Source organism: Nocardiopsis ansamitocini (assembly GCF_030268225.1).
GTDB classification, from domain to species: Bacteria; Actinomycetota; Actinomycetes; order Streptosporangiales; family Streptosporangiaceae; genus Nocardiopsis_D; species Nocardiopsis_D ansamitocini.
In genome coordinates, this window is sequence record NZ_BSQG01000004.1 from 177,922 (window position 1) to 191,121 (window position 13,200).

Below are 13,200 nucleotides of genomic sequence, written 5' to 3' on the forward strand. Positions count from 1 at the left end.
GCCCGCCCCGCCCTTCCGGCACCGCCGCAGTAAATGCGCACACCTCGCCCCGGCGGCCGGCTTGACCCGCCGCAGGTCGCGGTGATCACCGTAGGGCTCCGCAGCAGTAAATCCGGCATTTACCGCCGCAGTTACGTCCGGTCCGCCGGTCTCGCGGGCTTCTGCTCGAAACCGGTTCTACTGTGCGGTTCGGCGGGAGGGGATGTCAGTGCCCGTTGCGATGCCGTCTTGGTGGCGTGGTCATCCGTCGAGGAAACGCAATAGCTCGGCGGTGACGAACTGAGGGTTCTCCTGGACGAGCCAGTGCCCGGCGTTCGGCACGTCCACCGCCTGCACGATGTTGGTCATGCGCGGGCCGGCTGTGCTCTGGATCGCTTCGAGTTGCCCTTGGGCGGCCATGAGCAGGGTCGGCGCATCTACCGGTGCTGCTGCCACAGTGTCGCGGACGTCTTCGTCGAGGGCCCGGTAGAGGTCGAAGCCGCCCGACAGGGCCTTGGGCCGACTGTAAGTTCGTGCGTACTCGTCGATCTCGGCGTCGGTGAACGGGGACTGGTCGGAGGTGCCGCCGAACGCCGTGCCACCGAAGGAGACCTGAGGATAGAACAGTGCCAGGTACTCGCGGACATCATCATCCACGACCGCCTCGGGGACTCGTTGCTGGGAGTGAAAGGCGATGTGCCAGCTCAGCGAGCGGTAGGTGCTTGCATCGATCGCGGGCCCGGGCAGCGGCAGGTCGAGGTAGCCCAGGCGTGCGGTGTCGTCGGGGAATTGGCTGGCGTACTGGAATGCCACTGCGGCGCCGAGATCGTGCCCGATGACACGGGCGTCACGCACCCCGAGCTGATCGGAGACCAGCTTGTGCACGTACCGTGCCAGCGTGGCTTTGTCGTAGCCGGTCGGTGAGCCGGTGCTGTCGCCCAGTCCGGGAAGGTCGATGGCGTAGACGGTGTGGTGCTCGGCGAGTTCCGGCATGATCGGCCACCAGCCGTACCAGGTCTGTGGCCAGCCGTGTATCAGCACGACCGGTGTGCCGCTGCCGCCGGTCACGTAGTGCATACGGACGCCGTCGACGTCGGCGAACTCGTGTCGGAAGGTGTCTTTGAACCGGGGATCGTCCTGGGTGGCGGCGGAGTGGGCGGGAACATCGCCGCCGGCTGTCGGCGTGGAGGCGGGAGTGGAACAGGCTGTGGTGGCGATAGTGAGCAGGAGAGCGAGCATCACGGTTGCCGCCGTGTGCGCGGAACGGGGGGAGCGGCGTGGCAATGGCCGTGGTTCTGTGATCATGTGTTTCAGTCCTGGAGAGGGTGGGTCAGCGGCCGGTCGTGCCGTCGATGAGTTCGCGGAGGATGTCGGCGTGGCCCGCGTGCCGGCCGGTCTCCTCGATCAGGTGGGTGAGTGCCCAGCGGATGCTGGGAGCGGGGCGGTCCGGCCGGGGGCGGGGGACGGGTGCGCCGAGATCCGCGCACCCGTCGAGAACGTCGTTCGCGCGCTCGACCGCGTCTCGGTAGCGGGCGACGACATCGGCCACGCTGTCCGCCGGCGCGGCGCGGAACGTCGCCTGCCAGTCGGTGACGTCGTCCCCGAGGAACATCGACCGCTCGACGTACGTCAGGTGGTTGAGCAGGCCGAGCAGGTTCGTGCCCGACGGCACCGCGGCTGTTCGCACCTGCGGCTCGGGGGCGCCGTCGACCTTCATGGCGATCGAGGTCCGGAGGTAGTCGAGAAAGCCGCGCAGGACCTCGGTCTCACTGCTTCCGGTCCGGGGCGGCGGGGTGTCGCCACGGCCGTTGCGGCGTGTGGTGCTGGGCAACAGTGGTCGCCTTTCTTTATTGGGGGCCTGCCGCCGTGTCAGGCGGTGCGGCGGATGAGGAGGACGTGGTCGATGACCTCGGCGGTGTGCCCGCCTGGTCCGGTCGCGATCCGGCGGGGGGCGTCGGACCGCTCGACCGTCCATGTCTCCGGGGCCAGATCGATACCGGCGGCGACCTCCCGTGGGCTCGGGAACCGGGTGCCGGCGTCCTGATTCCACGACCACGGCGCGACCGAGCCGTGGTCGACCACCAGCAGCCGCCCGCCCGGGCGCAGTGCGTGCGCGGCCGAGCGCAGGACGGTTACCCGGTCCAGGTCGCCGGGGGTGTGCAGGTAGTGGGCGCAGATCAGGTCGAACCCGCCGGGCGGGAAGGACCCGTGCAGGTCGTGTTGCACGGTGGTGACGCGGTCGCCCAGGCCGTGTGAGCGGGCGAGGGCGGCGAGCCGCTCGACCGCCACGGCCGAGATGTCGGCGGCGGTGACCTGCCACCCCTGGCCGGCGAGCCACAGCGCGTCGCCGCCGTCGCCGCATCCGAGGTCCAACGCGTCACCGGGCGGCAGGCCCGTCACCGTCTCGGTGAGGCGAGCGTTCGGCTGCGGGTCGCCGGCTGCCGGTCGGGCCGCGTAGATGCCGTCCCAGAAGGCGACCGCATCGGTGGTGCTCATATCGGTGGTGCTCATCAAGACTCCTTGTGTCAGCAGGAGCTCAGTCTTGCCGGGCGCACCACAAACTGGCACACAATCTTGCGGTAATGGCAAGATGCCCCTATGGATCCCAAGACGGATGAAGACGTGCTCGACACGGTGGGGCCGCGGCTGCGTGCGTTGCGTCGTGACCGCGGCATCACCCTCGCCGACCTCGCGGTGACGACCGGCGTGTCGGAGAGCACCCTGTCCCGGCTGGAGAGCGGGCAGCGCCGGGCGAGCCTGGAACTGCTGCTGCCGCTGGCCCGTACCTATGACGTTCCGTTGGACGATCTCGTCGGTGCCCCGCGCACTGGCGACCCCCGGATCCACCTCAAGCCGATCAGGCGGTTCGGGATGACGTTCGTGCCCCTGTCCCGGCGACCGGGCGGTGTGCACGCGTTCAAGATGATCATTCCCGCCCAGCAGGAACCACTCGAACCGACCCCGCAGACCCACGAAGGCTTTGAATGGCTCTACGTGCTCAGCGGACGCCTGCGGCTCGTGACCGGCGAGCGCGACCTGACACTGCCGCCCGGTGAGGCGGCCGAGTTCGACACCTCTTTGCCGCACTGGCTGGGCAGCGCCGACGGCGGCGTGGTTGAGCTTCTCATCCTGTTCGCCCTGCAGGGAGTGCGCGCGCATGTACGCACCGACCCTCATCGGTCGTCTCAGGCCGGGAGCCGACGGTGAACTCAGCGAAGGATTCTGTATTCCCGCCGGCAGCGAGCCTCACCGCGCAAACGCCGCAGTCGACAATGTCGCACCCGCAGAGATCGACCGGGTCGAACGCCAGTGGACACGAACCGCGTCAGCGACCATCGGCCAGTGACCAGGCCCCGGGCCCTTCGCCGGGCCCTACACCCGCTGCGGCCGTCCTGATTCACCCGCTGAACTGGGCCGCAGTTACTTAGCGTTGTTTTTCCGTGAGAACTACCTCCGGCAGCGGCGGGATCAGCGGGTCATCGCCATCCACCAGCGTCCAGCAAGCCACCACGTCTTCCGAAGGCCACTTGCCACATACCCGCCCCTTGCCGTCGGTCTTTCGGGCGTTCCCCGATCAGCTCAACGAGGTTCCCCAGCGCCAGGAAACGGCCCCCGAACCTACCGGCGGGTTACTTGCTCCCCGGTGTCCGAGCCAGGACGACTGGACCGTCACCCAGAGCCCCGAGCGGCTCTCCCTGCCGTTCCCGACCGCGCTCTGCGACATCTTCGAGTGCACCCCGACCGACCTCATCGCGTCCCGGGCCAATGCCGTTCCGCGGCGTACCGCCCCCGGCGAAACGGCGGGGGCGGCTGAGGGGATCGTTCCGCTGCGTCCCAAGCGCACCCGGATCGATCCGAACGGTGGGTAGCCCCTGGCCCCTGGCCGAGAGGGTGGACGCGCTCTTGGATGACGGCACCGGGCGACCGAATCCGCAGTTGGAGCCGCTGAAGGAAGCGATCCTGGCCACGCCCAGGCACCGGAGCGTCTCATCCTGGATCCGCGGCCCCAAAGCCCGCCTGCCCCTGCGCGAGCCGGCGGAAGGCAGCCTGCCGCTCACCCATCGGGCTTTCCACGAACACCCCGAGTGGCGAGCCGCCGCGCTCCGGGCAGCTGCCTGATCACCTACCGACGACTCCGCTCATTGTGTTAGCCGTGCAAGTGGTGCCAGGAGGCGGCTGGCGTGCTCATACGCCTGGGACAGCCCCTGACAAGTGGGGGTTCTCCTGGTGCGTGGCGGTGAGCCTGACGCTGCTGAGGCGCCAGCCGTGCGGTGTCCGGACGGCCTCGTTGTCGTAGAAGCCGACGACCAGCCATCGGTCCGGCCCGTCGCCTGCCCGTTCCCTTGGCGCCCAGTGTTCGGCGCGGACGTGCGCGTGGAGGGTCGCGCGGTCGCCGTCGATGTCGACGACGTGGCCCGTGATGGTGTGGTGGGTGGCGGAGAAGGGGGCGAAAGCTTGGCCCAGCACTTGGACGTACTCGTCGAGCGGGACGGTCATGGGTGGCAGGCCGATGACCGAGGAGAAGTCGAGGGTCACCGAGTCCGTGTAGACGAGGGAGGGGCGGCGGGTGAAGTCCTTGAGGTCGGCGATGTCGGCGTAGCGGCCCATCAGTTCGATCAGTTCGATGCGGTCGGCGAGCGTGGTCATGAAGGGCTCCCTGCGGACTCGGATGCGGGCGCGGGTAGTGGTTTCGAGGTTCGGGACCGGTGGCTCATCGCGAGGATGCCGTCCATCAGCCGGGCCGGCAGGAAGCGGGCGAGGGGGATGATGAAGGCGGCGTCCGTGCCGAGGGTGTACCGGGCGCGCGGGCGGGGCGTGGTCGCCACTCGGGCGATCGTGGCCCCCGCCTTCGCCGCCGGTACGGCGCGTTCCAGGAAGGCTGTGTTCGACGACACCGTCGCGTTGATGAGGCCGCCGTAGAGACGCTGGTGCTCGGCGCTCATCTCGGCGGCGAGTCCGAGGGAGATGTCACCGCTGCGGGCGGCCATCTCGGTCCGGACGCCGCCGGGCTGGACGACGACCACCTGCACGCCGTGCGCCGAGACCTCGCGGCGCAGGGAGTCGCTGGCCGCTTCGAGGGCGAACTTGGTTCCCGCGTACGCCCCGAAGACGGGCAGCGCGGCCACCCCGCCCACGGAACTGATGTTGACGACCCTGCCTCGGCTCCGCCGCAGGAAGGGCAGGAGTTCCTGGATGACGGCGATGTGCCCGAAGAGGTTCACCTCGAACTGCTCGCGCCACAGGGAAAGGGGCAGCACCTCGACGGGGGCGTTGATCTCGATCCCTGCGTTGTTGACCAGGACCCGCAGGACCCGCCGCTCGGGGTCGTCGGCGATCCGCCTGGCCAGAGCCTCGATGTGTTCCGAGACGGTGATGTCCAGGGTTACCGGTTCGATGCCGTCGCCTCGGACGGCATCGGCCTCACTGTCGGTGCGTACTCCGGCGAGGACGTGGTAGCCCATTGCGGCGAGGGCTCGCGCCGTCGCGGCTCCGATGCCTGACGAGGCGCCGGAGACGACGGCGAGTTCGTTCTTCTGAGGGTTCTTCCGCGGGTCTTTCCCTGGACGGGTCACAGCGGCGTTTCCTTTCACGAGGCAGAGGGCTCGGGCGCATCGAGGGGGAAGCGCGTGCCGGTCAGTTCCTCCGACACCTCCCACAGCCGCCGTGCCGCCGAGCCGTCACGCGCTCGGGCGGCCCGCCCTACCAGCGTCGGCGCACCGCGCATGCCCCACAGCCGGTCGGGGCCGACATAGCTGTCGCCGGGAAGGTCCGCGGTGGCGGCGTAGAGCGTGGGCAGGGCACCGTCCTCGGCGCTGTGGGCGACGAGCCCGACGAGGAACTTCTCGACGCGGAAACCGAGGGAGGGGTTCTTCTCCGCTCGCATCAGGTTCGTCGAGGAGATTCCGGGATGCGCGGCCGTCGAGATGACGCGTGATCCCGCGCGGGTGAGTCTGCGCTGGAGTTCGGCGGCGAACAGGAGGTTGGCCAGCTTGGACTGCGTATAGGCGGCGTTCGGCCGGTACGGCCTGCGCTCCCACTGGAGGTCGGAGAAGTCCAGGGAGCCGATCCGGTGCCCGAGCGAGGCCACCGTGACGACCCGCTCCCTGATGCGCGGGAGGAGCAGATTCGTCAAGGCGAAGTGGCCCAGGTGGTTGGTCCCGAACTGCAACTCGAATCCGTCCGCGGTCCGTGAGAGCGGCCCCAGGGAGAGACCGGCGTTGTTGACCAGCAGATCGACGGGGCCCGCGAGGCCGTTGGCGAACGCCCGGACCGAGGAGAGGTCGGCGAGATCGAGGGCACGGACCTGGACCGGGCCCGTCATGGCCGCAGCTGCGGCTTCTCCCTTCTCCGGATTGCGTACGGCCAGAACCACCTGCGCACCGTGCTCGGCGAGAACGCGGGCGGTGACGAGTCCGATACCGCTGGTGGCGCCGGTGACGACGGCGGTGCGGCCGGTCAGGTCGGGAAGGTCTGCGGGAGAGAATCTGGACATACCGCGAGAGTAGTCATTGACAACATTGTTGTCAATGAAAACATTGTGCTGAGTAGGCTGACCCCATGTCTGACACCACCGAGCAGCGGCCCTACCACCACGGGAATCTCCGCATGGAGCTCCTCGACGCGGCGGAGCGCAGCCTGAGGACGCACGGGGTCGAGCAGCTCTCCCTGCGGGACCTCGCACGAGATATCGGCGTGAGTCACGCGGCGCCCCGTCGGCACTTCGCGGACCGCCGCGCGCTGCTCGACGCCCTCGCAGAATCGGGGTTCGTCCGCCTGGGCGCGAAGCTGCGGACCGCGGTTGACGAGATCGACGACGAGGACGACCTGCCCGCCCGCCTGCACGCGTTCGCGTCGGCCTACGTTCGGTTCGCCACCGAGAACGCCGCGCTGACCGGGCTGATGAACTCCAGCAAGCACCGCCCAGGGGCGACCGCGGTCGCAGAGGCTGCCGCAGCCGCCTTCGGGCAGATCAGCGACCTGATCGAAGAGGGCCAGGAGCGAGGCGAGCTGGAGGAGGGCGACCCGGAGGGCATCGGGCTCATCGTCTACGCCACCGTCCTGGGGATCACGTCCATGGTCAACAGCGGCATGATCGAGCCGGAACGGCTCGAAGGACTCGTGGACACCGCGGTGACACAGTTCCTGCGAGGCGCCCGCCCGGCGCAGCAGCGCTGACCAAACCGCAAGATCGCACCCCCGGCCGACAGCGAAACCCCCGCAGCTCGGACAGCGCCGAACTGCAACCGAACACGGCCGCCACGACCAATCCACCTCATTGTGTCGGGTGCTCTCAGAACGGTGCGGTCTCTTCCAGGAAAGGTCATGGAGCCCATCGTGCGGGCCGGGGCGGCAGCAGGCATGAGTACGGGCGCTCAGCCCTCCGGGAGGGTGATCGGGGCTCTGTGCTGTTCGGCCGAGGTGGTGGGTCAGGATGGCGGCATGGCGAACTGGTTCCGCACCTGCTACGACGACGAAGATCTGTGGTTGTGTTTCGAGGCCGACGGCGAGGGCTGGGCGGTGCGTCAGGTCGAGTTCCGGGGACAGGACTGGCAGCCGGTGACGGCCGCGTCCTTGGCGGAGGTCGCGCACGTGCGTGATCATGCCGATCGCGCAGTGATGGGCCGCTACGAACGGCAGTACGGCGTTCTCGCCGACGGCCACCGACGGGTGGCAGGAGCAGCCCCAGGCAGCCGAGATCTGTGCGGAGGAGTTCTGGTCTGAGGCAAGGCAGGATCTGGGCGGCTCAGTCTGCCCCCGAGCGGTACCCGCGCCTGCCGAGCGCACGGGACCGCGCTCCAGGCGATCATCGACGGTGGAAAGAGGTGCCCCGCCCGCTGGGGCAGGGCACCTCCGCCTACCAGCGGCCGTGCACCTGCGGACGGATCAACTCGTCGTAGACCTCGCGGACCGCGGCGTGCACCGACTCGGAGAGCGGGGCAGAGTCCGCGGCCGCAGCGTTCGCGCGGGCCTGCTCGGCGTTGCGCGCCCCCGGGATCACCGTGCTCACCCCCTGCTGGTCCAGAATCCAGCGCAGTGCGAACTGCGCCATGGTCATGCCTTCGGGGACCAGGGGGCGGATGCGCTCCACCGCGGCCAGACCGGTTTCGTAGTCCACCCCGGAGAACGTCTCGCCCACGTCGAACGCCGCGCCCGAGCGGTTGAAGTTGCGGTGGTCGTCCTCGCCGAAGGAGGTCTGGGCGGTGTATTTGCCCGAGAGCAGTCCGCTGGCCAGCGGAACCCGTGCGATCACGCCCACCCCGGCCGCACGCGCCTCGGGCAGCACCTGCTCCAGGGGCTTGTGGCGAAAGGCGTTCAGGATGATCTGCACGGTGGCCACACCGGGCCGGGCGATCGCGGTCCGGGCCTCGGCGCAGGTCTCCACGCTCACTCCGTAGGCACGGATGCGCCCTTCCTCGACCATGGCGTCCAGGTCGTCGAACACCGCGTCGGTGGCGTACACGTCGGTGGGCGGACAGTGAAGTTGCACCAGGTCGATGGTGTCCACTCCGAGGTTCGCGCGGGAGCGGTCGTTCCAGGCCCGGAAGTTGTCCGGGTTGTAGGCGGCGGGCTCCTGCTCGACACGGCGCCCCATCTTCGTGGCGACGGTGAGCTGCGGGTATTCCTTCAGCAGCTGCCCGACGAGACGCTCGCTGCGGCCGTCGCCGTAGACGTCGGCGGTGTCGATGAAGGTGATCCCCGATTCCACCGCCGCGCGCAGTGCCTCAAGTGCGTCGTCCTCACTGACCTCACCCCATGCCGCACCGATCTGCCAGGCGCCGAATCCGACCGCGCTGACGTCCAGGCCGGTCCTACCGAGTCTGCGTGTGTCCATGGGCGCCGATCCTACGCCCGAGGCGTCTGCCCTGCGCAACGGGACGGCCACCCTGCCGGTGGGCGAACAGGACAGACCCTGGATCCGAGGTGGCGGTATGGGCAATGGCCGGTGGCTCCTGCTGGGAAAGGTGGTGGTGTCGCCGCGTCGGTCGCTTCCCCACAGGTGAGGGGCGGGCGCCCCGAGAGGCTCGAACACACCGCGACCACTGCTTCTTTCCGACGTGGCGGGTCCGTCCCTACTCACTCCGCACCGGAGGAGACAGCCCCCGACACCTAGGCACTCCTGCTCATGCGCCCGCGCCCGCGGGGCAACGACGATGGGGAAATGAACCATCCCATGCCTCCCCGTCCGCCATTGCCGCCCCGGACGACGTCCGCCTACTTCCTCCAGTCGGCGATCTCCTTCGGCGCCTCGTTCATCGGACTCGGAGTGGGGGTGGCCTACCTGCCCGTCGATCCGTGGATGCGGGCGTTTCTGGCCATAGGACTGCTCTTCGTCATCACCTCCTCGTTCACCCTTGCCAAGTGCGTGCGCGACAAGCAGGAGGAGGCGGCGTTTCGCCAGTGGAGCGGCTGAACGCGCGCCTGGCGACAGGGGTCCGGCGCATGGGGAGTTCGGCCGCCCTCGTCGGTCACAACCGGGAGGCGAGAAGGCGAATCGTTCGGCATGGATCTCCTGTTTCGTCGATCGACGCACCGAGGGGCGAGTGACCGGGGACGGCCGCTCTGTCCAGATTGCGCACCGTGCTCGCCAAATGGCGCAAACCCTTACGGAGAAGGCTTTTCAGGAGAACCGCGGAGCCGTCTGCCGCGTCGCACTCATCAGACCGGTTCCGACGGGGGAAGGCGGATCAGGAGTGGACGCTGACAACGGAGTGGAGAAGCCGGCCCGTTCCCGGAGGGGGATCGGCTCTCTGGTGGCGGGACTCCTCGTTGCGGTCCTGGGCGGCCTGCTGATGTGGGTGGGCTCGGCCGAGTCCTCCGACCACACCGGTCGGGCACCGGCCAGGGTCGTCCTGGTCGAGCAGGATCAGCCGACCGACGACGCGACGGTCTACGTCTCCTACAGCGCCGAGGGCTCCGAGCACTCCGAAGTCGAGCTGAACGGATCGGTTTCCGCCGAACTCCCTCCTGGCGCTCGGACCACCGTGGCCTATAGCCCCGACGACCCCGGCCACCCCGTGGCACTCACCGATGCCGAACAGGGCTGGAGCCGTGCGTCCTGGGCCGGGGGCCTGCTCCTGGGCTGTACCGCGTTGGTGCTGTTGGCGCGCGCGACCCGGTTGCGCCGCCCGCCGGGCTGCCAGGGGCCGCCCGACCACAGCTCGATCTTCTAACGGCCGGACAGTCGCAGCCCCGGGGAGTGGAACGGCCCGTGCGCCACGGCGAACAGGACACACGTTTGGGCCCGCTCCCCACCGTTCCCGGAGCGGAGGAAACTCGTTCAGGCAGCCCCTGCCACCGCTTCGATCCTCATCGAAGCACGCGCAACCGCAGGTTCGTCGTCTGCGACGTGTGGGTCAGGTCGAGGCGTTCGAGCCTGACATTGGTTCCGCCCGGGTGGTCGAACAGCCGGACGCCGTCACCGAGCAGGACGGGAACGATGAACACGATGATCTCGTCGAGCACTCCCGCGTCGAGGCACTGCCGGGCGATGCTGGCACCGAGGATGTTGACGTACTTGTCGCCGGCAGCGGCCTTTGCCAGGGCGACACCGGAGTCGAGGTCGCCGACGAAGGTGACACCCGGAACGGGTGTGGCCGGGGCCCGGCGGGTGAGCACGAACTCCGGCCCCTCCCATCCTCCGCCGAACGCCTTGCCCTCTTTTTCGGTGCCTCGATGGGGGTCGTCCCCGCCGAACGTGCGGTTGCCGACGAGGAGCGCACCGACCCTGTCGATGAGCGCGTCCACCGTCGGGTCGGGGCCGGAGTACTCGGCCAGCCAGGACATGTCCCCTCCCGGACCGGCGATGAATCCGTCCAGCGACATCGTGACCGAGTACAGCGTCGTTGCCATGGTCCACCTTCACCGAGATCGTGCGGTCGTCGACTGTTGAGACTGCGGACCACGCAGAAAGTCACCGGCGCAGGAGGGGTGAGGCGCCTGGGCCGCACCTGCTGTTGCAGACGGCACGGGAGGGCCGCCCCGGTCCAATGGTTACTGACGGTACCCCGACAGGAAGCGGCCGATCCGGCTGATGGCGGTCTCCAGGTCGTCCGCGTGGGGCAGGGTGAGGATACGGAAGTGGTCGGGGGACGGCCAGTTGAAACCGGTTCCCTGCACGATCTGGATCTTCTCCTGCAGCAACAGGTCCAGTACCAGCTTCTCGTCGTCGTGGATCTTGTGCACCTTGGGGTCCAGACGAGCGAACGCGTACAGCGCTCCCTGGGGTTTGACGCATGAGACGCCCGGGATCGCGTTGAGGGCCTCCCAGGCGCGGTCGCGCTGCTCGTGCAGCCTTCCTCCAGGAAGGACGAGGTCCGTGATGCTCTGCCGCCCGCCCAGCGCTGCCTGGATCGCGTACTGGGCCGGGACGTTGGGGCACAGCCTCATCGCGGCCAGCATGGTCAACCCCTCCAGGTAGCCGCGGGCCTCGTGCTTGGGGCCGGTGACCGCGAGCCAGCCCGAACGAAACCCCGCGACCCGGTACGCCTTGGACAGGCCGCTGAAGGTCAGGCACAGGACGTCGGGAGCCAGCACGGCGCAGTTGTGGTGGATGCGACCGTCGTAGAGGATGCGGTCGTAGATCTCGTCGGCGAACACCAGCAGGTCGTGGCGTCGGGCGATGTCGAGCAACTGCTCCAGCAGGGCGCGCGGGTAGACCGCCCCGGTGGGGTTGTTGGGATTGATGATCACGATCGCCTTGGTTCGGTCGGTGATCTTGGCTTCGACGTCAGCGGGGTCGGGGCACCAGTCGGCGGACTCGTCACAGATGTAGTGCACGGCCTTGCCGCCGGCGAGCCTGGTCACGGCGGTCCACAACGGGAAATCGGGGGCGGGGATGAGCACCTCGTCGCCGTCGTCGACGAGGGCCTGCACCGCCATCGACACCAGTTCGGACACGCCGTTGCCGAGGAAGACGTCGTCGACGTCCAGCCCCGTCACGCCCTGGGTCTCGTAATGCTGGGCAACAGCACGCCGACCGGCCAGAATGCCCTTTGAGTCGCTGTAGCCGTGCGCCTCGGGCAGGCTGCGGATCATGTCCTGCAGGATTTCCTCGGGAGCCTCGAACCCGAACTGCGCGGGGTTTCCGGTGTTGAGCCGCATCACCGTGTGCCCGGCCTCTTCCAGGGCGTTGGCGTGCTCGATGACCGGACCGCGGATCTCGTAACAGACCCCTGACAGTTTGCTCGACGGCGTGAACCGCATCCGACACCCTCCCGTTGGCGTTCCGGGCTCCGCGGGACTGCTGATCCCGAAACGTTTGCATACTTGGTTCTACCAAGTATGCACTTGGAAAGTCCAACTTGATGGCTAGACTGCTCGCATGCCGCGACGAAGTTACGACCAGTACTGCACCGCAGCCCGCGCCCTCGACGCCATCGGCGAGCGCTGGACCCTTTTGGTGGTCCGGGAACTGCTGGCCGGCCCCCGCCGCTACACCGACCTGCACACCGACCTGCCCGGCGTGAGCACCGATGTGCTCGCCGGGCGCCTCAAGGACATGGAACGCGACGGACTGGTCCACAAGCGCCGCCTCCCCAAACCCGCCAATGCCCAGGTCTACGAGCTGACCGAGCGCGGGCGCTCCCTCCTCCCGGTGATCACGGCGCTGGCGGCGTGGGGCGGACCGGACCTGGTCGAGCGACGCTCCACCGACGCGGTGCGCGCCCACTGGTTCGCGCCCGTCCTGCTCGCCTTGTTCGCCGGGATGGCTCCGGACGCGGACGCAACGGTTGAAGTCGTCCTCGACGAGGGGGTGTTCCGCCTCCGCCTGGGCCAAGACCCCGGTTACACCCATGGGCCGGCCCAGGGCACAGCCGAGGCCAGGGTGGAGACCGACCTTTCCACCCTGGGCGCCCTTGCTTCAGGGGCGATGACCTGGACCGGCGCGCTTACCGCCAACCGGGTCAGGGTGATCGGCGACGGTCCGGTGGCCGATGCTCTGCGCACCCCGGTCGACGACCGCGCCCCGACCGGACCTCCCGTGGCCAGAAGCTCGACCGCTGGCTCGACGCGTTGAAGGTCGCCAGGTCCCGCCCGATCCTCGCCGCCGGCCAGAAGTCCGGACCGCACGGGAGGCCGACCGCATCACTACCGTGTCCGGGGCCCGACCGTGGTGTCGATCCAGTCGGCATAGGCTGTGGCATCACTCCACGCCCCAGGGCCGACGCAGCTCGGGGCGCTCGTGAAGTCCCCGCCCCGGGCCGTTGGGCCATCGGAGTC

The 13,200-nt window shown here is 68.9% G+C and carries 17 protein-coding genes; 8 read left to right on the top strand and 9 right to left on the bottom strand.

The genetic code is table 11. The annotated features are described in order from the left end of the window. Nucleotides 1-240 precede the first annotated feature (240 nt). From QSJ59_RS13210 to QSJ59_RS13220, 3 genes are read right to left on the bottom strand one after another with little or no spacing between them, the layout of a single operon-like run. The gene (locus QSJ59_RS13210; RefSeq protein ID WP_285759823.1) at nt 241-1,284 is read right to left on the bottom strand and encodes an alpha/beta fold hydrolase; all 1,044 of its coding nucleotides are present in this window, start codon (nt 1,282-1,284) and stop codon (nt 241-243) included. Nucleotides 1,285-1,309: 25 nt separating this feature from the next. After that, nucleotides 1,310-1,810, bottom strand: a complete 501-nt coding sequence (locus tag QSJ59_RS13215) for a DinB family protein (protein ID WP_285759824.1) — start codon at nt 1,808-1,810, stop codon at nt 1,310-1,312. 38 nt (nt 1,811-1,848) lie between these two features. Then, nucleotides 1,849-2,490 carry a class I SAM-dependent methyltransferase gene (locus tag QSJ59_RS13220; RefSeq protein WP_432707477.1) on the bottom strand — a complete coding sequence of 214 codons (642 nt, stop codon included), beginning with the start codon at nt 2,488-2,490 and terminating at the stop codon, nt 1,849-1,851. A gap of 87 nt (nt 2,491-2,577) precedes the next feature. Here QSJ59_RS13220 and QSJ59_RS13225 point away from each other — a divergent pair, with 87 nt between their 5' ends. The 3 genes from QSJ59_RS13225 to QSJ59_RS13235 all read left to right on the top strand — a co-directional run bounded on the left by QSJ59_RS13225 (nt 2,578) and on the right by QSJ59_RS13235 (nt 4,098). Further along, nucleotides 2,578-3,186: a helix-turn-helix domain-containing protein gene (locus tag QSJ59_RS13225; RefSeq protein WP_285759825.1), complete on the top strand. Its 609-nt coding sequence runs from the start codon at nt 2,578-2,580 to the stop codon at nt 3,184-3,186. A 338-nt stretch (nt 3,187-3,524) separates the two neighbouring features. Beyond that, nucleotides 3,525-3,848 carry a hypothetical protein gene (locus QSJ59_RS13230; RefSeq protein ID WP_285759826.1) on the top strand — a complete coding sequence of 108 codons (324 nt, stop codon included), beginning with the start codon at nt 3,525-3,527 and terminating at the stop codon, nt 3,846-3,848. Continuing rightward, nucleotides 3,841-4,098: a hypothetical protein gene (locus tag QSJ59_RS13235; RefSeq protein WP_285759827.1), complete on the top strand. Its 258-nt coding sequence runs from the start codon at nt 3,841-3,843 to the stop codon at nt 4,096-4,098. The genes QSJ59_RS13230 and QSJ59_RS13235 overlap by 8 nt, the downstream gene beginning before the upstream one ends. A gap of 66 nt (nt 4,099-4,164) precedes the next feature. On the opposite strand, the gene QSJ59_RS13240 is transcribed toward QSJ59_RS13235, so the two are convergent. Genes QSJ59_RS13240 through QSJ59_RS13250 form a run of 3 tightly spaced genes read right to left on the bottom strand, consistent with a single transcriptional unit; the run spans nt 4,165 to nt 6,472 of the window. Beyond that, nucleotides 4,165-4,626: a nuclear transport factor 2 family protein gene (locus tag QSJ59_RS13240; RefSeq protein ID WP_285759828.1), complete on the bottom strand. Its 462-nt coding sequence runs from the start codon at nt 4,624-4,626 to the stop codon at nt 4,165-4,167. Beyond that, a complete protein-coding gene (locus tag QSJ59_RS13245) occupies nt 4,623-5,552 on the bottom strand; it encodes an SDR family NAD(P)-dependent oxidoreductase (RefSeq protein WP_285759829.1) in 930 nt (309 codons plus the stop codon). Before QSJ59_RS13245 ends, QSJ59_RS13240 begins: the two co-directional genes overlap by 4 nt. 14 nt (nt 5,553-5,566) lie before the next feature. Continuing rightward, entirely contained in the window at nt 5,567-6,472 is a 906-nt protein-coding gene (locus QSJ59_RS13250) for an oxidoreductase (protein ID WP_285759830.1), read from the bottom strand. A 65-nt stretch (nt 6,473-6,537) separates the two neighbouring features. Between QSJ59_RS13250 and QSJ59_RS13255 the strand changes: the two genes are divergently transcribed. Then, on the top strand, nt 6,538-7,155 hold the full coding sequence (locus QSJ59_RS13255) for a TetR/AcrR family transcriptional regulator (RefSeq protein WP_285759831.1): 618 nt from the start codon (nt 6,538-6,540) through the stop codon (nt 7,153-7,155). Between the two features lie 264 nt (nt 7,156-7,419). Further along, the gene (locus QSJ59_RS13260) at nt 7,420-7,701 is read left to right on the top strand and encodes a hypothetical protein (RefSeq protein ID WP_285759832.1); all 282 of its coding nucleotides are present in this window, start codon (nt 7,420-7,422) and stop codon (nt 7,699-7,701) included. 133 nt (nt 7,702-7,834) lie between these two features. Here QSJ59_RS13260 and QSJ59_RS13265 read toward each other — a convergent pair whose 3' ends face one another. Next, complete coding sequence (locus QSJ59_RS13265; RefSeq protein ID WP_285759833.1) at nt 7,835-8,812, bottom strand: aldo/keto reductase; 978 nt, start codon at nt 8,810-8,812, stop codon at nt 7,835-7,837. Nucleotides 8,813-9,151: 339 nt separating this feature from the next. Between QSJ59_RS13265 and QSJ59_RS13270 the strand changes: the two genes are divergently transcribed. Next, nucleotides 9,152-9,391: a YiaA/YiaB family inner membrane protein gene (locus QSJ59_RS13270; protein WP_432707482.1), complete on the top strand. Its 240-nt coding sequence runs from the start codon at nt 9,152-9,154 to the stop codon at nt 9,389-9,391. Between the two features lie 280 nt (nt 9,392-9,671). Next, nucleotides 9,672-10,151, top strand: a complete 480-nt coding sequence (locus tag QSJ59_RS13275; RefSeq protein WP_285759834.1) for a DUF3592 domain-containing protein — start codon at nt 9,672-9,674, stop codon at nt 10,149-10,151. Between the two features lie 136 nt (nt 10,152-10,287). Here QSJ59_RS13275 and QSJ59_RS13280 read toward each other — a convergent pair whose 3' ends face one another. Together QSJ59_RS13280 and QSJ59_RS13285 are read right to left on the bottom strand one after the other, a co-directional pair. After that, nucleotides 10,288-10,830 carry a dihydrofolate reductase family protein gene (locus tag QSJ59_RS13280; protein WP_285759835.1) on the bottom strand — a complete coding sequence of 181 codons (543 nt, stop codon included), beginning with the start codon at nt 10,828-10,830 and terminating at the stop codon, nt 10,288-10,290. 141 nt (nt 10,831-10,971) lie between these two features. Beyond that, nucleotides 10,972-12,183, bottom strand: a complete 1,212-nt coding sequence (locus QSJ59_RS13285) for a pyridoxal phosphate-dependent aminotransferase (RefSeq protein WP_285759836.1) — start codon at nt 12,181-12,183, stop codon at nt 10,972-10,974. A 118-nt stretch (nt 12,184-12,301) separates the two neighbouring features. On the opposite strand from QSJ59_RS13285, the gene QSJ59_RS13290 reads away from it, so the two are divergent. After that, the gene (locus QSJ59_RS13290) at nt 12,302-12,997 is read left to right on the top strand and encodes a winged helix-turn-helix transcriptional regulator (protein ID WP_285759837.1); all 696 of its coding nucleotides are present in this window, start codon (nt 12,302-12,304) and stop codon (nt 12,995-12,997) included. Nucleotides 12,998-13,200: the final 203 nt, after the last annotated feature.